Here is a 26,116-nt window from a genome sequence, read left to right as displayed (position 1 = left end):
CAGTTGTTTGCCCATTGTTTTTCAGTTGTTTACACAAGATTTATGGTTGGTTGTGCATTAATTTTGGATAAATTTATTTGTCAAATGACAGTTGAAGTTAATGAAAAAGAAGAGCTGGGGATGAACTATCACCAAGCTTGTAGGTTGATCAATATGCAGGTAGTGCCTTTGGGGAGTACCATTAATGGGAAAACCGTAACTGCTTTATTGATTGTTCCGCAGGATCCTGATGGAATTGTGCAGGCTTTTAACGAATGGTTGGAAGGGAAAACGTCTACATCTGCGTATCAACAATACGACGGACTTCAGGTATTGGTAGTGCTCGATGATTGCTTAGCCTACAGTTTATCCTTACAGCAAGCACTCGCATTGATTGGGAATGTAAGTTAAAAATTGATTAGGATTTGTTAGGTCGAATGCCTTTAAACGCATCATTAAGCCTCATGGAAAAATGAATGTTTCAACTTCAATTTTTTGCATCAGATGAGGCGACAATGTGTTATTTTTGTAACATGCCATTGCAATCCCCGTCTTCTTTAAGTGTATTGGAAAGTGTTGCTGATCCAGCTGTTGCAAAATCACTTCGGGTTTTTAACGGAGAAAGCGAATGGCATAGTGGATGGAAAAATGCATTTCCTGCATCGTATAGGGAAAAGACCTTTCTGAACAAGGCTGAAGGTTATTACCATCGCGCCGATGTACATACTCCTTGCGGAACGACCATCGAATTCCAGAATTCGCCCATCACATTGGCCGAACTGCAGAGCAGGGAAACCTTTTATCCCAACTTGGTTTGGGTAATCAATGGCAAAAAGTTCAAAGGATTTAAAATTCTCAAACACCTACCAGAAGTTGATGATCCTAGGTTGGATGGATTTGAATTTTCGCATACGGCAAACCTCACCATGGTCCGCAAGCTAGAGGTGTTACAAGGTATGCCCAAGCCAAGGGTGCTCACTTTTCACCATCCAGAACTGCGCAATATTCCCCTAACTTCGCATTTGTATTCTTTTACCTGGCGCCATCCACACAAGGTATGGTATGCGGCCCAATGCCCATTGATATTTGATTTGGGCGGTTACTTTTTATATCAGCTCAAACAACGAAGCCAACTTTCTGGAGCCTATGCGTATCTGCACATGATTCCCCGCAAGGATTTTATGGCAAGGTATGTAAAGTAAGTTCTTGTTTTTGTAAGATTAGATCATCTTCAAGCGTTCTTCTTCCAGATCGATCTGATACAACTGTTGGCGGATATCCTCTTCATTGATGCTGGGGTCTTTGTTCAGTTCACTCAGGAATTGCCGTTGGCTTTCCAACATCTCGATAAAGATGAGTTTGGTTTTTTCGTTCATCCAATCATCATCTGCCGCTTTGGTTTTTTCCTCCCAATGGTGTAAAATCTTCTCCATCGCCTTTCGGTCGTTCAGTTCGTTTTCGTGTTTGTTTTTAAGGAACTGGTAGATGTGCTGCCTCAGCTGTTGTTTGATCTTGTGGCTCATTTCCCCTTCCTTTTCTTCGTAAAGTCCATTAAATAGCTGGGTACGTTTGATCAGGTAAGGCAAGGTAAGGCCTTGTATCAATAGTGTGAGCAATATCACCACAAAAGTGATGAACAGGATCAGGTTTCGGTGTGGAAATAACAGACCATTGTCAAAGGTAACTGGAATAGCAAGGGCGGCAGCCAATGAGACTACACCACGCATGCCTGTCCAGCCCAGCAAAAGTGGCATCAGCAATCTTCTTCTGGTATTGGTAGCGCTAGGCATTACACTTGGCCTAAAGATCATGGTGGTGATCAATGCCGCATAAGAGCTGATGATCCTGGCCAAGATCGAGCACCCCCGTCACCATTACCCCATAACCAATGGCGGTACTGAGCGGAATGCCACGGGTTTTTAAGCCGGCAGTGATCTCTGGCAGTTCAAGCCCAATGATCAAGAATACAATGCCATTGAGTATAAATACAAAACTCTCCCAAACGCTATAACCTTTGACCCGGCTGCTGCTGTTCAAAAATATCAAGCGCTTTGACGACATGAACAGTCCACCTGCAACAACGGCCAATACGCCAGAGCTATGGCATTGCTCAGCGATCCAATACATAAAATAAGGTTCGATCAGTGTTAGTGCAATATCAGAAGGGGCATCGGTAGGCAACTTTTTATGCGCCTGTACAAATAACCAGGCCGATAACAGCCCAATGGCTATACCGCCAATCACCATCCATAAGAAGGTAAGGGTAGCTTCCTGCCAAATGAACTGACCCGTGCCTACGGCTACCAGCGCAAAGCGGAAGATGATCAAGGAAGAGGCATCGTTCAACAGACTTTCTCCTTCTAAGATGGCTGCGGTAGATTTGGGGATCTTCACAAATTTAGTGATGGCTCCAGTACTTACCGCATCGGGCGGAGATACAATACCACCCAGTAAAAAACCGAGGGCCAATGAAAACCCAGGGATAAAATAATTGGTAAACAAGGCGACCGATAGTGCCGAGAAAAATACAACCAGAAAAGCAAAACTGCTGATGATCCGCCACCATTTTTTCATTTCCTTAAATGAGATAGACCAAGCGGCTTCAAACAATAAGGGAGGTAGGAAAATGAAAAAGATAAGGTCGGGATTGATCTTGACCACAGGCAAACCCGGAATAAAACTAACGAGCAGACCTGCCACCACCAATAGGATAGGGTAGGCCACCCTCAGTTTGGTAGCTAACATTTGCAAAAGTACGATGGCGGCAACCATGGCCAGTAAAAAAGGTAAGATGCTGTGCATTCAAATAGCGGTATAAGCGGTTTGTAAAGGTTACAAGGTCTATCTTTTTTGAAAATAAATGCCCAGCCTCATCAACTGGAAATTTTTTGGTATCGGCAATCTAGGTGATCAATAAAACTGCATAGGGATGGTTGCAGCTTTTGATTGTATACCTTGTACAGTAAAAATATAAAAATGCTGATCAATATGAAATGTAAATGGCGTTGCAACGCATTTTTTTATGGATAGCGTTCCCCAATTGCTAAAGGTTAAGGATAAATATCCTATTTTAGGCTTACACTAAACCAAACCCTTATGGACTTTTTCCTCCTCCTTCCCTTTATCATCTATTTTGTGATGATTGTTACTTTGTTTTATGCACTGTATATTATCAGTAGAAATAGCGCTCTTCAGACCAAAATCTTACGAGAGATTTTACAAGAGTTGAAATCTAAGCGAAACGATATGCAATAAGATAAGACTTAATCAATTGTAGATTTACAATCAGACTTGGTTTCAGCTATGAGCTTAGAGAACTTCAAGTTATGGGTTCGAATTCTATTGAGAGTACAAATTGTTTATTGCTTTTGAACGGGATTGTCCAGTTAAGAGAAAGCCACTTATGAAAATGAGTGGCTTTTTGATTTTAAATATTTTTTAGATTTTTAAAAAGCACAAGTCACGCTGTGCTTAAGACTCCGCGCTAGTTTGGGTTCCATCTGTACCAGTGAAAGGAATGTTCATAATTTTTACTTTTTGAAAACTGTTATTTTAAATAGCTAACTTTAATTTAATATTAACCACTCAAACTAAACGTCTTCTGTATAAAAATTGGAATTTTCTTTCAGAAAGACGTCAGACTAGATAATGCAGAAAAGACAAAAGAAAAGAAAACTTTCCGCCTCCAAACAGCTCAGATCATTAAAACAGCGCAGAAGGTTTAATGATTTCACCAAAAACCAGAATAGATACATAAGGCGAAGGTCTAAACGTTACACAAGGGATAGATCTGGAAATAGTAGTTTATACAACACCCAAAACAAACGTATCAGGATACACCTTCCATCAGAATTTTCAATTGACAATAATGTAGAAGGTGTTTTGGAAATCATTTACAGGACGAAAAAGCTACTCGAGAATGCCAATATCAGGTACTTTGACTTCGATTTTTCTAAAGTCACAGACCTTGACGATGGTGCTGCAACAATCCTATTATCACTCTGCCATGATATTGCCAAGTTGAAAAGGTCAGTAAGCGTTAACAAACCTTCGGACCCCGATGCAAGGAAATTCTTCGAACATATCGGCTTTAGACAGTTCTTTCAAGGATATGTTCAAAATAAAGATAATCTCAACACTACCTTAAAAAAAGGTAAGACTACTATTTTGCAGAAAGATACTGTTCCGATCATTCATAAGGCAATGAAAACGGTATTCGGCGTCGACAAAAAGAATCAACGGTTACAGGGGATGCTTATCGAACTGATGACGAATTCAGTGAATCATGCCTATCTCAACCAATCTAAGAAGAAAAGGGAAAAGAGTTGGTATATTTCGACCAGGCACGACACGGTAAACGCCAAGGTCGAATTTTGTTTTGTGGACAATGGTGATGGTATTATCAATACAATTCATGTTAGGCTTGGCAAACGTCTTCTTTTATCACCTGAGGAAATCTTAGAGAGGGCTTTTGAGGGGGAATTTCGCTCTCGCACCAAACAAAAAAACCGGGGACGTGGTTTGATTGTAATTAAGAAGAATTTTGACAAATTTACCGTTACAGGACTAAAGGTAATTACAAATAATGTAGTTTTGGATTTTGAAACTGGAACTACAACAAAACTTAGAACCCCATTTATGGGAACATTCTATTCTTGGATTTTAGATAAAAACTGCACATCATGAATGAGCACATTTTAAAAATCAGCACTGCGTTCTCCGAAACGCCTGGTGCAAGGTATTACGAAGATGGAGACGATTCGGGCCAAGAATTTTTTGACAAATGCCTGAAGGACGCATTCGCTAAGGCTGTTGCCGAAAATGCTGTCCTAGTTGTTGACCTTGACGATACGGAAGGGTACGCCACCTCTTTTTTGGATGAGGCCTTCGTCAGACTCGTTCAAGAATTTGGTAAAGCTAAAGTAAAAAAGTACATACGTATAGTTTCCAACGAGGAACCGGATTGGATAGAGGAAATTGCCAGTTATATCGATGAAGCTGAGTAATACTTTCCTTTTTGTTGGACTGGTTGCCCTTGGAGCAATAATCGGTGTTTTCCTTTGCAACTACACTTACTTTACATTCGAAAAGGAAATCAGCTACTTTGATCTCTTCAGTTTGTCGATTACAACTGTGCTTGGGATATACATCACTGTAAGATTGGGTCGAATATTTAACAAGGAAAATAGCGAAAAGCAACTGCTTATTGGAGAGGTCCGAGAGTCGATTAAATTGCTTGACGGCATTAATAACTATATTGATGCTAGAACTTACTCAATCCAGACTATGGCACATGACATCAAGCTGCTAAATGAGAACCTCCATTTGATTGAAAATCTGATTATGGCCAGTCATTGCAAATTGGTAGATGCGCAACCAATACGGACTTCAATCAGGCTGTTTAGACGTACGCTTACTGGAGTGAGGGGAGCTAACAATTCAGCAACACTATCTGGTGTGCAGTATACTTCGGCAAAGAGGAGTTCGGCTGCATTGAAACAAAAATATTTTGAGCTCATATTCGATATCAATAAGATCTAGTCAATAATATTATTTTGATGTTTATCTTACATTATTAGCGTTTATACAAGAGAAAGTCTGATGTGCGTAGGCTTTTGCTTAAGAATTTGATTTTCGCTCCAAATATAATTATAGTACAAGTCACGCTTTGTATAAAACTTGCGCCAAAAGAGGAAGGTAGTAGATTTTGTTTCGCACTTCCTGCGAACGCTGAGATCAACTAAAAAATTAATGGTTCGAAAACTTTACTTCTGGGTCATCCTCAAATTGCTCGAATGAAGCTAGAACCCTCAAATCTTCTAACAATTGGTTCGGTTTTGATTCTCTTGGGAGTACAAATTGTTAACCCTCCCTTTGGGGTTGTCAAAAAAAATGAAAGCTACTAAGAGATGAGTGGCTTTTATTTTTAATTTAACTCGGCTTAGGTTCATATTTGACACGTGTACTGGGAACGTATTTTCCTTCAATATACTATGGTAGTGAATCCCGAAATGTCATGTCTGAAACTTCTCTGTAAGGTCTGCAACAGGCCTTAATCCTTGCGAGTATGAGAGGACTAAAATCATTGATTTATGGACATCAGGTTACTTTCGGGTCCTAATCCTTTGTTCTTGTAATTCTAATAACGATCTAATTTTTGACATATCTTTTCCTTTGGAAGAGCAAAAGTCTATCAAATCATATTCTATTTTGCGATGAATATTTTCCGCTTTGTCCGAAATAGAATGAATCTTGACTAGTAAGTCTTCTTTTATAATTCCCGTATTAAAATCCTCTTCGTTCCCAATGATAACTTTGTGAATTAGCCAATTTCTTTGATTTAGAAAGGCATTTAATTCATTTTGCAATGGCAAATTATATAGTTTTTCTTTTTCTGCAATTCTAATGGCTTTTCCTAATGTATAATTCTGTTGCTGTTTTAAGAATTCCTCAGCTTGTTCTTTTGTTTCATTAGAGTTCATTTTAAGGGTTATTGAATGACTCAAAGCTTGTTCAACTACTTGAGTTTTTAGTAGGGCTTCTCCTAAGGAAGTATACAAATTAATTTCATCACCATTGGCTGTTGTTTTTATTACGTTTTCTTTCATGTATATTTTTAGTTATTTTTCCCACACTAGCGCAAGTGTTAAGTTCGACGCCACATGGGAAATAATATTAAATGATTTAGAGAGTTCGGTAGTAAAAAATTGTTTTGCTTTTATATATAGCTTTGTTTATAGCGAAATTCGCAGTCTGCTTCACTTCGTTCCTAAAATGGCAAGCTATCATCCTCATCAAAATCGAAGACAGGTGGTTCATAAACTGGAGGAAACTTTAATTTATAATAGGACTTAAAGAATAAACCAATAGTTGTAACAGAATTTATAACGAAGTATGCGTAGAGTGGGTCTTTAATTGTTAACTCTTCTTGAGCTTTTCCATGCATTGCTGTCTGCTCGCTTCTTAGCTTTTCTATGCTTTGATTCACTTTTAATAGACCACTTCCAATTTGCTTAACTTCCATCGGCATTTCAGAGTTGGGATAAAGGCAAAACGCCTTTAGTATATCTTGTACTAAATCATACAAAGTTTTGGTCTTATCATATTGAACTTTAATTCTATCATCCTTAAGAATATCCTTAATAATGCCTTCAAGGGTGGTGTTTGCTAAACCAATGGATAAATCCGGGTGGTCCTCAATATCCTTAAATGCCTTCTCGAAAGCTATGATAGATGAGCTATGATTAGACTTGATATCGTTTCTAAAGGTAGCAACAGCGGGAATAAAGTCGGGCGTTTGGACGCCTAAGTCTACGGCTATTTTTAATAGTAGATCACCTGGCATTGTGTGCAAGGTTTCTAACAATAAAATATCTCCGTTATCTTTTGTAAAGATGTGGAAATTTTCCCAATCCCCCCGCTCGTCGTATTCATGCCATCTCTGAATGTAAAACTTTACATTCTTATATTTACTACTATTAAAAAATTCCAAAGTGCGGCGTCAATTTCGGTAATAATGCCCATTAGATATTTTGGAGAAATTTGTGAAGCATTCATAGTAAGTTTTTGATCGAGTTTACAATGTACAGTGTAGATGTTAATTCAAACAAATATGGTGATTTGATTTCATTGTTTTCAATATGAGATTTACACTTTATTTGGTTCCAAAACTATCTTACTGGGTTAGACTCAAATTGCTCAAAAGAAAGCCAAAAGCCTTAAATCTTCCAATAATTGGTTCGAATTTGATTTTTCTGCGGGCACAAATTGTTTATTGCTTTTCAACACGATTGTCAATTTAAGAGAAAGCCACTTATGAAAATGAGTGGCTTTTTTGATATATGTTCATCGGTACTTTTTACAAGCCAATTTTAGAAGGACACAGCAATCTTTATGAGGGTTAATTAATGAGCTTCAAACTAACCCTTCTTTAACTGTTGCGCTCAAGTTAGACCAGGCGCTCTCCTGGAAGCTTCATATTTTTCTTAAGCTGGCTGTGGGTTCGATTGATCTTCCAAAAGTGAGGCTATACTGTCTAACAATTGGGTAATATCAAATGGCTTGGCGAGAAAGGCATTTGCACCTGCAACTTGTGCAATTGATTTTCCCTCGGTGCTTGCCGAGTACATCAATACCGGAATTGAAGTGGTAGCGGGATTTGTCCGAAGCTGGCCAAGAATTTGGTCTCCCGAAATTACAGGCATCCAGATGTCAAGTAAAACAAGGTCAGGAGATTCCCGTTGGATGGTGGTTAACGCATTAACACTATTAGGCTCAAGCACTACCTCATATTCGTCCTCAAGAATCAGTTCCAGCATCTCAAGTATGCCTTGGTCATCGTCGCAGACCAATATTTTTTTGTTTTTCATATAGGACTGCTAATTAAGAGTTAATGGGAAGAGTGAAACTGAATACCGAACCTTTTGACTTTTCGCTCTCTACCCAGATGGTGCCACCATGATTGGTAATGATCTGTTGGCAGATGTAAAGACCGATGCCCATGCCAGGATATTGCCGCTGTACTTCACCTACACGGTAGAAACGGTCGAAGACTTTTGCCTGTTCATCAATAGCAATTCCCATCCCCTTATCTATAACAGACACTTTCATAAAATCACTGATCGTACTAACCTGTACCTCAACGGTACTATTCTCGGGAGAATATTTAATGGCATTGCTCAGCAGGTTTGAAAGCACCTGCACAAGATGCGATTCGTCACCGTTAAAATCTCTGCCAGTCTTTCCATTTACCTCGATTTTTCTTTTTGGTGTGGCAGCGCGGATCGCATCAATCGTTTCTACAATCATGCGATCAAAGTCGAAAGGCTCACGATGAAGTTCGATGTTACCCGTTTGGATACGTGATACATCTAGCAGTTCACCTAAAAGTTGGTTAAGGCGTTTAACATACTTTCCTGTCTTTTCTACTACTCCTTTAAATTTTTCGCTGGCATTATCTGGCATGAGCTTGTCCATGAGTTGCATATAGCCCACAATGGTAGTCAAAGGTGTTTTGAGTTCGTGGCTAGCGATAGAAAGAAAATCGTCTTTGCGCTGCTGTATGGCCCTGCGTTCTGTAATGTCTTCAATGGCAAGTAATATCCAATCCTTATATTGGCCCTCAAGCTCAATTCGATGGGCGTTGAGCAGCATCAATTTTTTTCCGATATGAGGAAATTCGTGTTCTACTTCATAATCAAGAACAGGATTGTTGGTTGGCAGAATTTCTTCCATCATTTTTTTAAGCTCTGGGATATTCCACTGCCCATTGCCTAGTTCATATAATGGTCTTCCAATGGTTTCGTTGAGCGAAACTTTAAAGGTATTTAGAAAATGGTTATTTGCGCTTAAAATCCTATATTCTTTATCCATCACCAATAGGCTTTCACGTAGCGTTTCTACAATAGATGTGAGGTATTCTTGGCTTTCTTTGTAGAGTTGCGTACGTTCTTCAATCTGAAGCTCCATGTCACGCTGGTTCATTTCTAGAGCGAGCTGCGATTTTTTTCTTAAGGTGACATCATTCTGTACACCGATGAAGTTGGTGATCTTACCATTTTCATCCTTTACTGGCGAAATATAGAGCTCGTTCCAAAATAGATTTCCTTTTTTGGTATAATTTCGGATTTCTACATGGCATGCTTCTCCATTTTTAAGGGCAGTTGCAATCTCCTTACGCTGTTGCTGTGAGCGGTCTTTGCCCTGTAAAAATCGGCAGTTATGGCCAATGATCTCTTTACGCTTATAGCCTGATAGTGTTTCAAAGGCGGGGTTGCAATAAATAATAGGATTGTCTGGTAGCAGATTGTCGGTAATTACAATACCAGTATTGGTAGCATCCATTACCTTAGAAAGCAGCTCTAAATCGAGTTTTGCTCCAGCTTCTTTCTTGTCATTATATGTTCTTTCGTCCAAATGATTTCGTTTTTATTCACAAATAAACACAAATGAGGCAGGCTTGGTTTTTTATTATTGCAAATAATTTCCAATTCATTTTTCTGATTAAGATAGTGATTCACTTTAGAAAGCTGATTAATTCTTATTAGAAAGCTAAAATTGCAATCCAAATCCGGAAATAAGACACGAAGGAAAGGGATAAATTATAATTGCTCATCACGGTTCGAAAACTATAGCAGCTTCAAATAGGTAAAAATCTTTCCACTATGCTCTGCTTCGTGATAGTTAGCGGCTTGTAATGCCTGGATATGATTTTTTACCTGAAACCCCATGGGTAACACAAAAGGTTCATAGTTGACAAATAATCCGGATTCCAGATCTGCTTCAAGGTGGTTAACTGTATCAATCAATAAATGTTTTACTTCATTAACATCAGGAGTAATTTTCCAAGAAGCTGGAGATGATCCAATTTTGAAGGACTCCATGAATTCTTTAGAAATGTACATCGGTAATCCACTACGCATATACATATGCCGCTGTTGAGAAGTGATACAATGACCAATCTGCCAAATTATATTGTTGTTAAAGCCTGATGGAATTTTAAATAATATTTCGTCACTACTTGTTTCAATCAAATGCAACAACCTAGTTCTGCTAGCTCTTAAAATTTCACATTCGAAACGTTCATCAATCATTTAAATGGGTTTAAGTTGTTGGCAAGAGAAGAAGCCGTAATGTTTTCTAAAATAGCCCATTCACCTTAAAGTTCAAACTTTATTTCATTTTTTAAGATCTATTCGCAAGGATGATATTGATCCAATTGTTTAGGATGCGCTTTATAAACAAGTAAACCGGTTTGCAATTAAAATTCATCGCTGGCAAGTAAACAAAAAGCCACACATTTCTGCATGGCTTTTGGGTTTTTAAATATTTTTCGATGATTTGATTCAATGCAATTGTCGCTAGATGGAGAGGCCCCTAATCCTCAGCAACGGTTATTTTTGCTAAAGTCACGTTTAAAAATCACCTTGTCATTTTGCGCAATGTAGTCGCCTGATACAATCAAATAAGGATGATTAGGCGAATACCCTGCGCTGTGGCTTCTTACCATTATTTTGTCGTTAACTTTCAGGCTATTTAACTGCTGAAATTCCTTCAGGCTAAATTGCATCATGTAATCCTCACCATCAATCTTAACGATAAGCCATTTTGGTCCTGATGATTTCGCGTTTTCGCGCTGAAAAGTTGTAGAGGTGACTACTGCTTCCATGTTGCGGAAAGCCTTTATACGCTGCTCTATTTTATCATAACTGGCATGTACCTTTTTACCTGCGGGAGAAAGCTCCCATTTTTTGTACTTGATACCATCTGGAGAAGCCTCCCATTTTTTCTTGTCTTCTACAATGCGGGCTTTCCGCTCAGCAACAGACAAAGTCTTTGGAGTTGGCTTCGTTTCATTTTTAGTTTCACGATTGGCAAATACCATTCCGCTCACCACAACCAGTGGTAAAATCAGGACATAGATTGTTTTTTTCATATGTTTAATCTCCTTTCAAATTGATGGAGCAAATCTAGTTTGATATTTTTCGGACTGCGTGATTTGGATTGTAAATTAAAATGTAAATTTTGTAAATAATTCTTAAATCGTATTTAATAACCTAATTAAATCTATTCATTTTAGTTTCACTTTATCAATGTCAATTTAAAAATCTGAGTTTTGAATAGAAAATATGATCTTTTTCGCAAGATCAAGTACTTGCGTGTTTAAATTAATTGGTTAATTTGTTGAATTAAAAATATGAACAGCAAATTCTCCAATCACGACCAAGTTGGCCTAGTTTCAACATTTGATGAATTGATACATATAGGATTTCAAGGCCCAATGAATGCCATTTGCTGGAATAGAAATCTGGTCGGAGATTTCAAAGAAATTGTGGCTAAGCTTCAATTAAGAGAAAATGTAACAGATATTGCCAGGGAAGAGCTTTTAGCGCTGTCTTTAACACCTGCAGGTGCAATGGCTAGAGAGACAATCTTAAACGATCTACAGTTATTGACAGATCTGGGTGCATTGCCGGTACTCAATTTACTTAAAAGTTACGAAAGGGATGAAGAGTTAGATTTCATTTCAACGGATGTCTATTCTTATCATGTAGATCGTTCGCCTATTGCTGCCGATACTTTTTTATGTACCTATTATGGCGCTGCAAGCGAGATGATTCCTAATGATCAGGTAGAACAAAAGGTTTTAATTCCTGAAATCAGGCAAAAACTTCAAGACTTATACGATGGTCCAGCAGCAGAATTTGAAGACTTTTTGAAAGATTATTCTTTCGATTTGCACTATCAACCTAAACCCCATGCTCATCCTTTAAATTTAGGGGTAGGCCATCTTTGGAAATTGGCAGTAGACCATCCTGAGCAACAGGTTTTACCTTGTGTGCATCGGGCGCCTATTGAAAACGATGGTGAATACAGACTGCTTTTGATTTGTTGATTGTTAAGGGAGTGTTTCCAATTGAGGATAGTTTTAGTCAACAATATTGTCATTAAAATCAAAAAAGCCACTTACCTAAATAAGTGGCTTTAATGTATGTGTTAAAGATGATAAACCTAAATTATTTGATGGCTTTCTCTAAAGCACTTGCTCCACCAACAACGGGTAAAGTAAGGGTAGTGCCATTTAGGTCAATGGTAATTTCTGTTCCAGGTTTTGGCCATAAAGTAAATTCCTTATCACTGGCAAAGATCATCAAAGCAAGCTGTTTACCTGCAGGGATCAATCTGGTCGTCGGGTTGAAGGTTAAACTTCAAGTCGTAGAATTTACCAGGAACCAAAGGTGCGCTTTTGGTCAATGATTTATAATTCTGTGATCGGCCCATCCGCGGGTCATCACGTTGTCCATCAATTTGGTGCCAGTACCTTCGCTCCAGGGCAGGGCTACCAACCAAACCGAAAAGTTGGTGGCAGGTTTACTGCTGGCCAGTTTAACGGTAACTTGTGCCAGACCCGATAGGTGAACGGCTTCTTTTAAAACCGGACTGATGTAAAGCAAGCGATGCTCAGATTTTTCGGCTTTGGCCAGATCGCTTCCAGAAAAAGCCACATCATCCACTAATTTTTCTGTAGCCTGTTTTTCTGGTTTGGCAGTTAAAAGTTGTCCCTTGCTTGCGCCTCCAGCACCGAGGTAGAGTTTTACATCGCTGGCTTCAGGATTTGGATAATCGGCATAAGGCGTAGGATTGGCATTTTGGTCTTTTTCTCTACGATCCCAAGCTTTAGGTTCCTTTTCAACACCGTTTTCTATCCCAAACAAGAAACGGGTAAACCAGCGGTTCATCATTTTGATCGGCGGTGGTCCACCGTGCCCACCTTGGTGGTAATAGATCTGTACAGGCAATCCTTTGGCTTCAGCAGCCTTATAGATGCGGTAGCTATGCTCTGGCATTACATTCCAATCGTTAAAACCATGCGACATCAGTAAGGCCGCTTTCATGGGTTTAATGGCATTCAGGTAATCCCTGCCCGCCCAAAAATCGTTATAGTCGCCTGTTACACGGTCCATTCCTTTGGCCATTTCGCCATCTCTGATGGTTTTGTCGGCATAGGCTCTTTTATCTTCAGCGCCACTATGGATATAGTCGTATAACACATCCACATCTTCGCCTAAATATCCACCTGGGTTTCTGATCAAACCGTTAGAGCGGTAATAATGGTAATAAGAAGTGTTTGGTGCCACAGGGATGATCGCTTTTAAACCTTCAACACCTGTAGTAGCTGCAGCAACAGGCAAAGTGCCATTGTAAGAGGTACCTGTCATACCTACACTTCCGGTGCTCCAATAGGCCATCACTTTTTCATTTCCGTCAGGAGTGGTATAGCCATTGGCTTTTCCAGAAAGCCACTCGATCACGGCTTTAGGGGCCAATGATTCGTTGATCCCGCCAACGGTTGGTGAGCCTTGCGAAAGGCCTGTACCTGGCGAAGAAGAATGGACAATGATAAAACCTCTTCTTACCCATTCTCTGATCAATGAATTGGAGATGATGGGTCTGGTACCAGTTCTGGTTACCGTAGGGTGTATCCGTGCAATTGGTGGTTTTTCGCCAACTTCATGTTTCACATCCCAAAAGGTGCCCGGTGCAGTACCTGCAGTTCCGGCATAATAAGGGCTTGTTTCGTAGATCACAGGCAGTTTTAAGCCTTCGGTTTCTGTTTGGAAAGGACGGGTTACACTCACGTGCATACGGTCTAATTTGCCATCGCCATCCGTGTCAAATGTGGTTTCTACCCACAGGTCGTGTCGGATCCATTTATCGGGTGTGTCAAATGCGGGTACAATCTGTGCTTCTCCGTCTTTAAAAACGGGTTTGGCCTTTTCTTGGGCAATGGCCGAGAATAGCGATAAAAACAAGAACAGCGATAAGAGTATGGCCTTGTTTGTTTTGAGGTAAAGATTAGTCATGGTTTTTGTGTTTGGGTAAGTAAAGCTAAGATAGAGAATCTGCAACTGCAAAAAGCGAAGTGGCCATTGTCTATCTTAATTTTTACGGTATACAATTGATGGATCAAACATCACCTGTTTAAATAAAGTGCTGTTGAGCTATAGTTCGGCATTTTGTTTCTTCCTGCTAACCAGATAGCCAAATAAAGCTGCGGTAAAAAACATGATCAGTCCATAAACAGCCGGAGGGATACTCATCATGCTGTTGCCGATTACATTTAAGGCAATATAAATGGCCAATGTGCCATTGTGGATGCCAATTTCCATGCCGATGGCGATGGATTGTTTTTTGTTTACTTTGAATAGGGTAGGGATGTAATAACCAATGGCCATGCTGATCACATTAAAGGCTAAACAGGCCAACCCTACTTGTTGGAAATAGGTTGCAAACTGCTCTTTTTCCTTAATGATGGCGCCCACAATGATCAACACCAAAAAAAGGGCGGAGATGATCTTGACTGGTTTTTCTAGTTTTTTTGAGGTTTCAGGCGAGAAATAATTGACCAACATACCAATAGCAACTGGAACCAATACAATGGCAAATACTTCTATCACTTTTTTAAATTGCATGGGTACAACCTGTCCACCTTGCATAAAATAATCAATGGCAAAATTGACGATAAAAGGTAAAGTAAATAGGGTAAGAATACTGTTTACTGCCGTTAGCGAAATATTAAGGGCTACATCGCCCTTGGCCAAATGGCTATAAAGATTGGCGGTTGCGCCACCGGGCGAAGCCGATAACAGCATTAGGCCAACAGCCAATGCCGCGGGTAGGTCAAATAAAATGCAGATGCCAAAACAAAGCAGGGGCAAAAGCACCATTTGGCACAATAGCCCAATTAGCATGGCTTTTGGATAAAGCACTACCCATTTAAAATCGTCAACCAAAAGGTTTAGACCTAAGCCCAGCATGATGATGCCCAATGCAATAGGTAGAAATAGCGTTAAGATGGCGTTTTGTTCCATTGAGGTAAGTGTTTAGATTTGGTTGACTGAAAATACTATTTTTTTGTCAATCCACCCCCAGAACCAAACCTAAATTGGGCAAAAGCAATCCTTCGTTGCCTTAACAGTTAGCTTAAAGACGTGGCAAACCTTTCAGTTGGCTTTTGTCGGCTTCAACAAAACTAATGGCAAAACCACCACCTGGTGCTGCAAACTGCGCCAGTTTCGACTGATTGGTTACCGCTACTTTGGTGATCACATAAGCCTGTGGATTGGTTTTGTAATGTGCATCTTTTGCATCGGCATAAATGGTGGCGATATAAGACTTGTTAGGTACTAAAAAGTCGAGCTTAAAGGTTGCGGTACGCGGGCTTTCGCCATTTACACTGCCCAAAAACCATTTTCCTGTGCCTTTGGCCTTACGGGCTACGGTAATGTATTGACCAGGTTCTGCCTCGACGTATTTGCTTTCATCCCAATCTACCGCTACATCTTTGATAAATTGGAAGGCATCAGGAAACCTGTTGTAGTTTTCTGGCAGGTCGGCAGCCATTTGCAAAGGACTGTACATGGTGAGGTACAAGGCTAGTTGATTGGCCAAGGTGCTGTTGACATGAGAATTGTTGTTCGGGTTCAGCTTGCTGATGTCCATCTCGAAGATACCAGGTGTATAATCCATTGGTCCACCCAATAAACGGGTAAAAGGTAAAATGGTGACATGGTTAGGTTTAGATCCGCCAAAAGCCTGATATTCTGTTCCCCTTGCCGATTCGTTGCCGATCAGGTTAGGGTAGGTGCGGGCAATACCAGTTGGCCTAACCGCTTCGTGGGCATTCACCATAATGTGATAATCAGCAGCTTTTTCTACGGCATATTGATAGTGGTTGATGATCCATTGGCTGTAATGGTTTTCGCCACGTGGCAGGATATCGCCTACATATCCACTTTTTACCGCATCGTAATTGTTGGCCCTCATGTATTTATAGGCCGTATCTAAATGACGTTCGTAATTGCGCACAGAAGACGATGTTTCGTGGTGCATGATCATCTTGATGCCTTTCGATTTGGCATAATCTCTGATCTCTGCCATGTTGAAATCTGGGTAAGGGGTTACAAAATCAAACACATAATCTTTTGAATTGCCATACCAATCTTCCCAACCTACATTCCATCCTTCAACCAATACCCCACCAAAACCATTTTGTGCTGCAAAATCGATATACTTTTTCACATTGGCAGTGGTAGCCCCATGTTTACCATTTGGTTTGGCCTTACTGTAATCGGTAATGCCCAATTGAACCGATGGATAATCATCTGTATAGGCCCAAGAACTTTTGCCGGTGATCATTTCCCACCAAACACCGATATACTTGATCGGTTTGATCCATGAAGTATCTTTGATCTTGTTAGGCTCGTTAAGGTTATAGGTCATTTTTGAAGCCAAAATATCGCGGGCATCATCACTTACCATAATGGTACGCCAAGGGGTATTAAAGGGAACTTGGATATAACCTTTGTCGCCTTTGGCATCTGGGGTCAACCACGATTCGAAGATCATATTCTTGTCGTCTAGATTAAGATGCATGCAAGGATAGTTGATCAAAGCCGCTTCGTGCAGGTTGATGTAAAGTCCATCGTTTGATTTCATCATCAATGAGGTTTGTACACCTGTAGGCGAAAATGCAGTTTGAGAAAGGTTTTCTGTTCTGGCCTTTGTTGCAAAGCCCCTGATTTCCGAAAGTTTAGAAGTGGTATAATCGTATTCTTGTGTATCATAATCGCCAGCGATCCAAAAAGCGGTATGGTCTCCTGCCATGGCAAACTGTGTCCGTTCTTCTTTGATCACAAAATAGGTGAAGTTCTTTTGGGTCGGAAATTCGTACCTGAAACCCAAGCCTTCGTCAAACAAGCGGAAACGCACCAAAAGTTGTCTGTTCGTTTCTTTTTGGCTAAGGGTAACGGCCAGTTCGTTGTAATGGTTCCTGATGCTTTTCACCTCTCCCCAAACTGGTTTCCAGTTTTCATCAAAGGTCGAAGTTTTGGTATCGGCTATCGTGAAATCGTTCAAGAGCGATTTTTTGTCTTTCTTCAGTTCCAGCCCAAGTTTACTACTTTTGATCACTTCCTTGTTTTGATAAGACAACTGGTAACTTGGGGTGCCGTCTGCCAAGAGGGCAAAGGTCAAGGTCAACTTTCCATTAGGTGATTTCAGTTGCTGAGCAAAACTTAGGTTAAAAAGAAACAGTATTAAACCTGCGACAAAAAAAAACTTTTTCATAAGACGAATTTATTTGCTAAAAGTACAGTTATTTTGATTTAGGAGAGGATAGCGATTGAAATTTTTTTAATTGTACGATTTGGTTAAACCATCATTTATCGGTTTTTACCATTAAGAAGTTAACATCAAGCTTCACTCTTCTTCATTCCTTAATATTTGTTTACCATTAAGAAGTTAAGCGAATACTACCAATGAACTAATGACCAATGAACTAATGATACTATTAAACTAAAGATGCCAGTCTGAGCCTGTCGAAGACCAATTGACAAAGCACTTCGACAAGCTCAGTATGACAATTTTTTAATTCAAAAGTTAAGGCAATCAAGATAAAGCTTCATTCCTTAATGTTTGTTTACCATTAAGAAGTTAAGCGAATACTACGAATGAACTAATGACCAATGAACAAATGACACTAATGAACAAATAACACCAATGAACAAATGATACTATTAAACCAAGCTCAGTGTGACAATTTTTTAATGGGTCAAATATCACCTATAGAAAGAGAAGTCAGATCGTAACAATTAGACATCAATAACTGCCGCTATGTCTATAACAATCGCACATTTCTAATAAACTAGCCTATGATCTATAGATTTTTAAAACTAATAACCTTAAATTTGATTGCCATTTGACCTATGTTGCATCATCCTATTTATTTTAGCTCCTTGTGTAAGACAGAGGGCCTTTAAACTTATTCATGCCTAAATTCAACTTCGGTATTTTTAATGATCACTTTTTTAAAAAGAGAAACAACTTTTGGTTAGAACTGATAGGCAGTCCATCAATGTTTCCCTTAGAGAATAGGATATTTCATTCCATCAGTGCCGGTTTGATTGTACTCTCTGCATTATATGCACCCTATAATCTCTATGCAGGCTTATATGTAGCATCCATTTCTGCACTTTTATTTTGCCTTTTCTTCTGTCAGCAATATTATTATTCAAGGTTTAGGGGCAAACCACATAACAATACTTTATTTGCCTTGGTCGGCATCGTTATTTTTAGTGTCAATTATTTTTCTAATGGAGGTATCAATGGCTCTACCGATCTGATATGGCCAGCCTATCTGTTGATATTATTGGCAATTTCGCCCTATCAACAACATATGACATGGTTGATCCTTTATTTGCTGTGCTTTTTAATCTTACACATTATTGAATATCGTTATCCCGCTTTGGTAGAGTATCCTTTTAGCGAGGGTAAAGGTCGGTTTATTGATCGTATTACCATATTTCCATTACCAGTTATTGTTACCTATCTGATCATCAAGTTTATGAGGAGGAACTATGACAATGAACGAAAAATTACTGAAGAAAAAACAATAGCTGTAGAAATGAGCAAGGAGCAGATCTTGTTGCAGAAAGATCAGTTGGAACATAGCAATATCGAAAAGAACAAACTCATGTCCATTATATCGCACGACCTGCGGATGCCATTGATGAACATACAGAATTACCTAGAGCTGCTGAATGCCAATGAGGTAGATAACACAGATCGGCCTGCCTTGGAAAAAGGTTTGCTCAACTCTACCAATAGTGCTGTAGAAATGCTTTCCAATCTTTTGCATTGGTCAAAATCGCAAATGGAAGGTCCTTCCGTTAAATTGTTGGAAGTGAACCTGCTTACCATATTGTTTGGTACATTGGAAATGGAAGAGACACATGCCCTAAAAAAAGAAATATCGCTACATTATGATATTCCAGCCCAGATGATGGTGTTGGCCGATGTAGATATGCTACAGCTGGTGGTGCGCAACCTGATCAGCAATGCCATTAAATTTACCCCATATGGAGGATTCGATCAATGTGGATGCACAAACGGTAGCCGATCAATGTAAAATAACCGTTCGTGACAATGGACAGGGCATTCCATTAGATAAGCAGGAAAAGATTTTTTCCATTAAAGCCGAAGCTTCATTTGGCACCAATAATGAGAGAGGTATTGGTTTGGGCCTGGTTTTATGCAAGGAATACATTGAACGACAAGGTGGACAGATCGGCTTTGAAAGTAAGATAGGGCAGGGCTCCAGCTTTTTTGTTTTGATACCTTTGGTTTCGTTGCCACAATAAACAACAAAAAAGCCTTAGCATTCACTAAGGCTTTTTTGTTGGCACTAACTCTTAAAGATTAGATCCTTCAGAAACATCATTATTATTGATGCCTTTTTTGTTCTTTTTGATGCTTTCTTTTAACCTGCCAAAACGGTAATTGATGCTGGTGGTAAAGTTGCGTTGATAGTTCTGGTTGTAACTTTCCTGGCTAAAGTTTGGTCCGTTGGTAAAGTTGATTGCGTTTCTATATTTGGCAAATACATTATTGGCGGCAAAAGAAAGAGAAATTTTATTGTTGAACAAATCTTTACTTACACTAAATGAAGAACCAACAAAAGCATTGGTAGTGCCCTGCAAAGAGAGGTTTGGTCCATTGTAGTTCATGCTTGCAGAAGTTTGCCAAGTTTTGGTAGGGCGGTAGCTCAACGAGGTAAAAGCACGGTTCATGAAACCCTTGTTGTCTATTGTTGCCCCATTGATTTTACCTTTTACCATACCATAGCTGACCATGCCGCTGATATTGGCCCTCAATTTATTGTTGATAGGGTAGTTGATATTTACATTTAAACCAACTAAGGTTGCATTACCTGTATTGGCAAAAGTACTGCGTGTAATGTTGGTTACAGGGTCGGTTACAATTTGTGGCATCACCATGTTATTGATGAACATTGCCCGCATACCTATGTTTAACGATATCTTTTTAAAACGGCTATAATTAACCTCTATACTTTGCCCATCCGTAGGTTTAAGGTCTGGATTGCCCGACGATTCGAAATTAGGATTGGAACGGTCAACAAAAGGGTTCAATTGGCCAATGCCTGGACGTTGGATTCTTGAGGTAAAACCAAAGTTGATGCTACTCATATCTTTAAACTTACGGTTGATGGAAATAGAAGGAATCAAATTCAACGAGCTGCTGTTAAGGTTTAGGGTGGTGCCGGCAAAAGTGGCATCGATTTCGGTCTGTTCAACCCTAACACCTGCTTTTACACCCCAATTCTTAATGTTGAATTGATAGGTATTATATACACCATATACATTTTGCTGGTTGTCAAATCCATTGCTTCTTAGAGGATCTGCAACGAATGCACCCGAAGAATTAAGAGCCAAAAACTGGAAATCGCTGGTGTTGTTCCTAAAAATAGCTTTGAAACCTGCCTCGATCGTTACTTTTTTCAATGGATATACATAATCGATCTGTACAGTCTGCTCTGCCGATCCACCTGTATTGTCTTGTTGGTAATTTGGTAAGTTGTAAGCTATAGGATTAAGGATGTCAACTCTGTTAAACTGGTTATTGCTAAAGCGGTAGTACCGGTAAGAGAAGGTCAATAAACGGTTTTTATCTTTTTTGAAACCCAATTGATAGTTCAGTGCTGCATCTACGCCATTTCCAGAACCTTCAAGGTTGTTGATCAATTGGTAGCTTTGCATTAAAGCAGTAGCACTATGGAGGGCCGAATATTGGGTATTCAAACTTTCGTTGGTATTTGCATTGTAATTCAATTGCCCCGAAATTAAGTTCAAACTGTCAATCTCAAAACTCAATTCTACACCTGCATAACCGCTTTTTCCAGAAAAATCTCTTGTTCCATTTTGCAATAAACTGGTTGGGTTGTTGCCTTGGGTAAGTCTGCTGTTGCTATTGTTCAATAAGGGAGAGCTGTTTAAGCTTCCACCTGCATTTGTAGAAATCCCAAACTTTCCAGACTTTACCGTAAACGAACCTCCTAAACCAGGACCACCTACAGGAAAACGTTCGTTGAAGTTGATACTGCCATTGGATCCATTGTCTGCCTTTTTATGCGTGATGATATTGATGATGCCTGCCAAACCCTCTCCATCATATTTTGCTGGGGGTGTGGTGATCACTTCAATTTTCTCGATGCTCGAAGCAGGCATGCTTTTTAAAATGTCTTTTGGATTTCTTTCCATCATTCCCGAAGGTTTTCCATTGATCAGGTATCTTGTAATTGCTATTTCCTTGTAATTGGATATTGTCGTCTGCGTCAACAGATAACAAAGGTACTTTCCGCATCATCTCCAATACATTGTTCACCTTACTTTCAGGGTCAGCTTTAACATCATAGGCAATCCGATCTATTTCTTGTTTGATCAAAGGTCGGTCGCCAGTAACTTCTACACCTTTTAATTGTGTAGCCGATGGCATTAAAGAGATGTTGTCGAATACTTTAGCAGTAGTACCTAGTATTACAGCAACTACTTTGGTCTGGTAGCCTACATAGACGATGCTCATCGCATAGTTGCCTGCCGAGAGACCTTTAAGTATAAATGTGCCATCCTTTTCAGTGACCACTGATTTGATGACTACCTTTTTGTCGTTTTTTAATAAAACGGTAGCAAAGTCTATTGGTTTTTTATCTAGCGAATCGGTTACTTTTCCGCTGATCTGTAAAGAAGGTTGATTTTGACTATTTGCATTTAGGCCCAACATGAGGCAGCAAAGTATAATAAGTAATGTTTTCATCATTTCATTAGTGTATTAGTGAATTAATACACAAGGATACGTAAAATTTTTATTTGTGCAAATAAAATGTGATGAATAGTGAAAAAAATGTGATGAAAGTCAGTGCATTTAGGTTTCTTTAACTACTTGACCAGTGTTTTTAATTGAAGTTATTTGATTTGTTTTATCTTTAACACCTGATCAAAAAACGAACGGATGAAGGAAAACGATGATTACGCTAAGGAAAAACTAGACTTTGGAAAATTGTCGCCAATCTTAAAGGCAGACAAGACTTCTGGCTTGCCTTTAACCAATCATCAACCTGCAGAAATGGTGGTGGTGCTTAGCCGTCACCGTTATTATAGACACCTGGTAGTTGAACTTGCCAATGCCAACCGGAGCCAGAATGGGAAGCTCAAAAATCCCCTTTTGTTTTTAGACTCCTTAACGTTGGTATGGAAAACCCAAAAACAGGAGGAGCTGAAGTTTTATGCAGGGGTATCGCAGTTTAAGAACAATTACAATGAAGCTAAGGCAGATGCTGACCTAGATGCACTGAAAGCAGTGGTGAACAATCCCTTAAACCTTGATTTTTATGTGCACGATGAACAAGTGTCGGCAACAGTGAATGCAGCTTCGTTAAAGTTGACCAAAGTTTCGGTATTGAAACCAGACCTTGAGCTTAGTGTAGACGAAAGGGGAGATAATTTCGAGATTTCTGGATTGCTCCATCTGGCAGGAAAATCTTATGCGCTAGAAGACATCGAACTTCGCTACCATTATTTCGTAAAAGCAGGAAATCAGCTTTACCTGATTGATAACCCTTATTTTTTGAGTGTGATCGATTTTTTTAAGCACCAACAAAATAACCTGGTGATTGATCGAACGGAGTATGAGGATTTTCAGCAAAATATTCTAGCTGTGCTGGAAGAGAAGATCAAGATCAATTATTCTTACTTGAAACGTGCCACGCGGATGCAGGTGATCGAACAGGGTTTTGATCTGGAGAATGAGCAATTGATCTACCTCTCAGAATCTGAAGATTTTGTACTCCTTACACCCGTAATGAGGTACGGGGGACTTGAAATTCCTGTCATCTCACAAAAACAAATTCAAGCAAAAGATAAACGAGGCAAGCTATTTACCTTAGATCGCGACAAAGAAAGAGAGCTACAGTTTATTACCACCATTGCCAAGATGCATCCGTTTTTTGAGGAGCAGGTAATTGAGTTCTCAGATCAGCGACATGCTGATTGTTTTTATATGCACCGCAAACGTTTTTTGGAACCAGGTTGGTTCCTGGATGCCTTTGAAGCTTGGCGAAGCAAGGGGATTGCCATTTTGGGTTTCAATGCGTTGAAAGAAAATAAACTGAGTCCGTACAAAGCCGAAATTGCCATTAATGTAATCAGTGGTATAGATTGGTTTGAAACGGCTATTAAAGTCAAATTCAATAAACAGACAGTTTCGCTGAAACACTTGCACAAATCAATCCGCAATAAAAGCAAGTTTGTACAATTGGATGATGGAACGAGCGGGTCCTGCCCGACGAGTGGTTAGAAAAGTTTGAAGGTTATTTTGGTGCTGGCGAAATTATAGAAGACCGTTTACATACACCCAATATCAATTATGCTACAGTTGAAGAATTGTACGAGGAAGAGCTGTTGGATCGAGAGAGCAAAGCGCGTTTGGCCTTGTACCGATCCAAACTTTCTGCTTTTGAAGCCATTGAGGATGTGGTTATACCAAAAGACCTAAATGCCACATTGAGGGGTTATCAAAAGGAAGGACTAAATTGGCTCAATTTTCTGGATGGTTTCAACTTTGGTGGCTGTTTGGCTGATGATATGGGATTGGGTAAAACCATACAGGTGTTAGCTTTTATCCTGTCGCAGCGTGGAAAGGTAGAGAAGAATATCAATTTAGTGGTGGTACCAGCTTCTCTGGTTTTCAACTGGCAGCAAGAGATCAAAAAGTTTGCCCCAACGCTCAAACTCAAAACAATCTACGGTTCGGAAAGGGCGAAGATCTTAACAGGTTTTGACCAATATGAAGTGATATTGACTTCGTATGGAACTTTATTGTCAGACATCAGATGGTTAAAAGACTATCGGTTCAATTATATCTTCCTCGACGAATCGCAAACGATAAAGAACCCAGATTCGCAACGCTATAAAGCGGTTCGTTTACTCCAATCGCGCAATAAGGTGGTGATGACAGGTACGCCAATCGAAAACAATACCTTCGATCTTTATGGTCAGCTTTCTTTTGCCTGTCCGGGTTTGTTGGGCAATAGGGAACAGTTCAAACGGCTGTATTCTGTTCCTATTGATCAGTTTAAGGATTCAAGGCGTGCTGCAGAGCTGCAAAAACGGATCAATCCTTTTGTACTCAGACGAACCAAAGAACAAGTGGCCAGCGAGCTTCCTGATAAGACCGAAATGGTCGATCTATTGCGAAATGGGCACACAACAGCGTGAGATTTATGAAAGCTGCCGCACCGAGATCAGGGACTATTTAATGGGCACAGCTGAAGACGAACTGACCAAAAGCAGCATGCATGTATTGCAGGGCATTACCAAATTGAGGCAGACTCTGTAATTCTCCAGCCATATTGGGCAACGAAAAGTATTATGGCGACGCTTCGGCAAAGATGGATGTATTGATGGAACAGATCGAAAGCAAATCGCCATACCATAAAATTCTGGTCTTCTCGCAGTTTGTGAGCATGTTGGATCTGGTAAAGGCCCAATTGGAAGAAAGAAAAGTATCTTATGCCTATCTTACTGGTCAGACTAAAAATAGGGAAGCTGTAGTCGATTCATTCCAGAACCGTGATGATATCCGAGTGTTTCTGATCAGTCTTAAAGCAGGAGGGGTAGGCTTAAACCTTACCAAGGCCGATTACGTTTACCTGATTGATCCATGGTGGAATCCTGCTGTAGAAAATCAGGCCATCGATCGTGCCTATCGCATTGGGCAACATCAAAATGTAATGGCCGTGCGTTTGATCTGCCCAGATACCATTGAAGAAAAGATCATGTTGATGCAGGCGACCAAAAAAGACTTGGCCAGCGACCTCATTAAAACAGAAGAATCTATCTTTAAATCGTTGACCAAAAAAGACCTGCTCGACCTGATTTAGGTAAAATATACTGGTTTTTAATTTGAAACATCTTCATTTTTAATGGTTCTTGTGCTTTATCTCACGTCGATACCCATGTTTTTTAGGTTTGCCGTCAGCTGTTCATGATCGTCGGTAGCATCGGTAAGCAACATATCCAGATCGGTAACCGGACAGATGTAAAAGGCTTCGGCAGTATTTACCTTATTTAAAGTAGCAAGGCCGATGATTCTTCTGGCTGTTTTTACCATCGTTTTCTTCATCAGCGCATCTTCATACTGTCGGGTTGTGATACCAACTGTAGGGTGGATGGCATAGATCGAAAGGAAGCAGATATCGGCTCTGGTGTTTTCGAAAGCTTGCATGGTTTCTGGTCCAGAGGTATTAAAGCCGAATTTAGATAAACGACCACCTGCAAAGATCACTTCCACATTCGGATGGTCTTCCAATACATTGGCCACTGGAAAACTATTGGTTACTACCGTAATCTGTAGTTCTTTGGGCAGGTTCATGGCAATGGCCAAGGTCGAAGTTCCACCATCAAAGAGCACCACTTGACCATCTTTTAACTGAGAAAGTGCTTTCAAGGCAATTTGTTGCTTTCCACTTACATCATATTTTTCACGGTCACGGAAATGGAGGGGAATAGGCGAATGTGCAATAGCACCACCACGGGTAGCCTTTAATAAACCCTGATCGGCCATCTCCTTAATATCTCTTCTAATGGTGTCTGTAGAAACCGATAGCTTTTGACTCAACGATTTCATATCCACTTTGCCCACTTCCGAAATGTGGTTCAAAATCAATTGCTGGCGTTCTTCCTTGCTTAAACTTTGCATACTCATGCAATATTAGTAAAAATAA

27 protein-coding genes are annotated in these 26,116 nt (G+C 39.8%); 12 read left to right on the top strand and 15 right to left on the bottom strand.

The genetic code is table 11. The annotated features are described in order from the left end of the window. Window positions 1-84: 84 nt before the first annotated feature. Both ACFJIZ_RS08895 and ACFJIZ_RS08890 read left to right on the top strand, forming a co-directional pair. Entirely contained in the window at window positions 85-390 is a 306-nt protein-coding gene (locus ACFJIZ_RS08895; protein ID WP_379092501.1) for a hypothetical protein, read from the top strand. Between the two features lie 122 nt (window positions 391-512). Beyond that, the gene (locus tag ACFJIZ_RS08890; RefSeq protein ID WP_379092498.1) at window positions 513-1,181 is read left to right on the top strand and encodes a competence protein; all 669 of its coding nucleotides are present in this window, start codon (window positions 513-515) and stop codon (window positions 1,179-1,181) included. An 18-nt stretch (window positions 1,182-1,199) separates the two neighbouring features. On the opposite strand, the gene ACFJIZ_RS08885 is transcribed toward ACFJIZ_RS08890, so the two are convergent. Continuing rightward, a complete protein-coding gene (locus tag ACFJIZ_RS08885; RefSeq protein ID WP_379092495.1) occupies window positions 1,200-1,832 on the bottom strand; it encodes a hypothetical protein in 633 nt (210 codons plus the stop codon). Beyond that, a complete protein-coding gene (locus ACFJIZ_RS08880; RefSeq protein WP_379092492.1) occupies window positions 1,780-2,781 on the bottom strand; it encodes a cation:proton antiporter in 1,002 nt (333 codons plus the stop codon). The genes ACFJIZ_RS08885 and ACFJIZ_RS08880 overlap by 53 nt, the downstream gene beginning before the upstream one ends. Before the next feature lie 846 nt (window positions 2,782-3,627). On the opposite strand from ACFJIZ_RS08880, the gene ACFJIZ_RS08875 reads away from it, so the two are divergent. From ACFJIZ_RS08875 to ACFJIZ_RS08865, 3 genes are read left to right on the top strand one after another with little or no spacing between them, the layout of a single operon-like run. After that, window positions 3,628-4,665: a hypothetical protein gene (locus ACFJIZ_RS08875; RefSeq protein WP_379092489.1), complete on the top strand. Its 1,038-nt coding sequence runs from the start codon at window positions 3,628-3,630 to the stop codon at window positions 4,663-4,665. Then, window positions 4,662-4,985, top strand: coding sequence for an STAS-like domain-containing protein (locus ACFJIZ_RS08870; RefSeq protein WP_379092486.1), 324 nt, complete (start codon window positions 4,662-4,664; stop codon window positions 4,983-4,985). Before ACFJIZ_RS08875 ends, ACFJIZ_RS08870 begins: the two co-directional genes overlap by 4 nt. Continuing rightward, window positions 4,972-5,520, top strand: coding sequence for a hypothetical protein (locus ACFJIZ_RS08865; RefSeq protein WP_379092484.1), 549 nt, complete (start codon window positions 4,972-4,974; stop codon window positions 5,518-5,520). The genes ACFJIZ_RS08870 and ACFJIZ_RS08865 overlap by 14 nt, the downstream gene beginning before the upstream one ends. 563 nt (window positions 5,521-6,083) lie before the next feature. On the opposite strand, the gene ACFJIZ_RS08860 is transcribed toward ACFJIZ_RS08865, so the two are convergent. From ACFJIZ_RS08860 to ACFJIZ_RS08835, 6 genes are all read right to left on the bottom strand, one after another. Beyond that, window positions 6,084-6,587 (bottom strand): hypothetical protein, encoded by a 504-nt coding sequence (locus tag ACFJIZ_RS08860; protein ID WP_379092481.1) that lies wholly within the window; start codon window positions 6,585-6,587, stop codon window positions 6,084-6,086. Between the two features lie 161 nt (window positions 6,588-6,748). Further along, window positions 6,749-7,471, bottom strand: coding sequence for an abortive infection family protein (locus tag ACFJIZ_RS08855; RefSeq protein WP_379092478.1), 723 nt, complete (start codon window positions 7,469-7,471; stop codon window positions 6,749-6,751). A gap of 493 nt (window positions 7,472-7,964) precedes the next feature. Continuing rightward, window positions 7,965-8,348 (bottom strand): PleD family two-component system response regulator, encoded by a 384-nt coding sequence (locus tag ACFJIZ_RS08850; RefSeq protein WP_379092476.1) that lies wholly within the window; start codon window positions 8,346-8,348, stop codon window positions 7,965-7,967. Window positions 8,349-8,361: 13 nt separating this feature from the next. Further along, window positions 8,362-9,894 (bottom strand): PAS domain-containing protein, encoded by a 1,533-nt coding sequence (locus ACFJIZ_RS08845; RefSeq protein ID WP_379092473.1) that lies wholly within the window; start codon window positions 9,892-9,894, stop codon window positions 8,362-8,364. A gap of 212 nt (window positions 9,895-10,106) precedes the next feature. Beyond that, on the bottom strand, window positions 10,107-10,571 hold the full coding sequence (locus ACFJIZ_RS08840) for a DinB family protein (RefSeq protein WP_379092470.1): 465 nt from the start codon (window positions 10,569-10,571) through the stop codon (window positions 10,107-10,109). Window positions 10,572-10,861: 290 nt separating this feature from the next. Next, on the bottom strand, window positions 10,862-11,413 hold the full coding sequence (locus tag ACFJIZ_RS08835) for a hypothetical protein (RefSeq protein WP_379092468.1): 552 nt from the start codon (window positions 11,411-11,413) through the stop codon (window positions 10,862-10,864). Window positions 11,414-11,674: 261 nt separating this feature from the next. Between ACFJIZ_RS08835 and ACFJIZ_RS08830 the strand changes: the two genes are divergently transcribed. Further along, a complete protein-coding gene (locus ACFJIZ_RS08830) occupies window positions 11,675-12,373 on the top strand; it encodes a DUF1826 domain-containing protein (protein WP_379092465.1) in 699 nt (232 codons plus the stop codon). A 121-nt stretch (window positions 12,374-12,494) separates the two neighbouring features. Here the strand turns inward: ACFJIZ_RS08830 and ACFJIZ_RS08825 are convergent, their stop codons facing one another. From ACFJIZ_RS08825 to ACFJIZ_RS08810, 4 genes are all read right to left on the bottom strand, one after another. Then, complete coding sequence (locus tag ACFJIZ_RS08825; protein ID WP_379092462.1) at window positions 12,495-12,659, bottom strand: hypothetical protein; 165 nt, start codon at window positions 12,657-12,659, stop codon at window positions 12,495-12,497. Between the two features lie 69 nt (window positions 12,660-12,728). Next, entirely contained in the window at window positions 12,729-14,342 is a 1,614-nt protein-coding gene (locus tag ACFJIZ_RS08820) for a Xaa-Pro dipeptidyl-peptidase (RefSeq protein WP_379092459.1), read from the bottom strand. Between the two features lie 138 nt (window positions 14,343-14,480). Next, complete coding sequence (locus ACFJIZ_RS08815; protein ID WP_379092456.1) at window positions 14,481-15,350, bottom strand: bile acid:sodium symporter family protein; 870 nt, start codon at window positions 15,348-15,350, stop codon at window positions 14,481-14,483. 112 nt (window positions 15,351-15,462) lie between these two features. Beyond that, window positions 15,463-17,607 (bottom strand): glycoside hydrolase family 97 protein, encoded by a 2,145-nt coding sequence (locus tag ACFJIZ_RS08810; RefSeq protein ID WP_379092453.1) that lies wholly within the window; start codon window positions 17,605-17,607, stop codon window positions 15,463-15,465. A 700-nt stretch (window positions 17,608-18,307) separates the two neighbouring features. On the opposite strand from ACFJIZ_RS08810, the gene ACFJIZ_RS08805 reads away from it, so the two are divergent. Together ACFJIZ_RS08805 and ACFJIZ_RS08800 are read left to right on the top strand one after the other, a co-directional pair. Further along, complete coding sequence (locus tag ACFJIZ_RS08805) at window positions 18,308-19,447, top strand: sensor histidine kinase (RefSeq protein ID WP_379092450.1); 1,140 nt, start codon at window positions 18,308-18,310, stop codon at window positions 19,445-19,447. Further along, entirely contained in the window at window positions 19,398-19,679 is a 282-nt protein-coding gene (locus ACFJIZ_RS08800) for a sensor histidine kinase (RefSeq protein ID WP_379092447.1), read from the top strand. Before ACFJIZ_RS08805 ends, ACFJIZ_RS08800 begins: the two co-directional genes overlap by 50 nt. Window positions 19,680-19,730: 51 nt before the next feature. Here ACFJIZ_RS08800 and ACFJIZ_RS08795 read toward each other — a convergent pair whose 3' ends face one another. Beyond that, window positions 19,731-21,599 carry an outer membrane beta-barrel protein gene (locus ACFJIZ_RS08795; RefSeq protein WP_379092445.1) on the bottom strand — a complete coding sequence of 623 codons (1,869 nt, stop codon included), beginning with the start codon at window positions 21,597-21,599 and terminating at the stop codon, window positions 19,731-19,733. Then, window positions 21,535-22,152, bottom strand: coding sequence for a carboxypeptidase-like regulatory domain-containing protein (locus ACFJIZ_RS08790; RefSeq protein WP_379092442.1), 618 nt, complete (start codon window positions 22,150-22,152; stop codon window positions 21,535-21,537). Before ACFJIZ_RS08790 ends, ACFJIZ_RS08795 begins: the two co-directional genes overlap by 65 nt. Window positions 22,153-22,344: 192 nt before the next feature. On the opposite strand from ACFJIZ_RS08790, the gene ACFJIZ_RS08785 reads away from it, so the two are divergent. The 4 genes from ACFJIZ_RS08785 (at window position 22,345) to ACFJIZ_RS08770 (ending at window position 25,273) form a co-directional block, all read left to right on the top strand. Then, window positions 22,345-23,688 (top strand): hypothetical protein, encoded by a 1,344-nt coding sequence (locus ACFJIZ_RS08785; RefSeq protein ID WP_379092439.1) that lies wholly within the window; start codon window positions 22,345-22,347, stop codon window positions 23,686-23,688. Window positions 23,689-23,774: 86 nt separating this feature from the next. Continuing rightward, the gene (locus ACFJIZ_RS08780; protein ID WP_379092436.1) at window positions 23,775-24,608 is read left to right on the top strand and encodes a DEAD/DEAH box helicase; all 834 of its coding nucleotides are present in this window, start codon (window positions 23,775-23,777) and stop codon (window positions 24,606-24,608) included. Beyond that, a complete protein-coding gene (locus ACFJIZ_RS08775; RefSeq protein ID WP_379092434.1) occupies window positions 24,589-24,729 on the top strand; it encodes a hypothetical protein in 141 nt (46 codons plus the stop codon). The genes ACFJIZ_RS08780 and ACFJIZ_RS08775 overlap by 20 nt, the downstream gene beginning before the upstream one ends. 13 nt (window positions 24,730-24,742) lie before the next feature. Further along, complete coding sequence (locus ACFJIZ_RS08770) at window positions 24,743-25,273, top strand: DEAD/DEAH box helicase (RefSeq protein ID WP_379092431.1); 531 nt, start codon at window positions 24,743-24,745, stop codon at window positions 25,271-25,273. Window positions 25,274-25,329: 56 nt separating this feature from the next. Here the strand turns inward: ACFJIZ_RS08770 and ACFJIZ_RS08765 are convergent, their stop codons facing one another. Beyond that, the gene (locus tag ACFJIZ_RS08765) at window positions 25,330-26,097 is read right to left on the bottom strand and encodes a DeoR/GlpR family DNA-binding transcription regulator (protein ID WP_379092428.1); all 768 of its coding nucleotides are present in this window, start codon (window positions 26,095-26,097) and stop codon (window positions 25,330-25,332) included. Window positions 26,098-26,116 lie beyond the last annotated feature (19 nt).

This window comes from Pedobacter sp. UC225_65 (genome assembly GCF_042698365.1).
Classification (GTDB): domain Bacteria; phylum Bacteroidota; class Bacteroidia; order Sphingobacteriales; family Sphingobacteriaceae; genus Pedobacter.
Note: the sequence above shows the minus strand (reverse complement) of the source record. Positions and strands in the feature narration are given on the sequence as shown.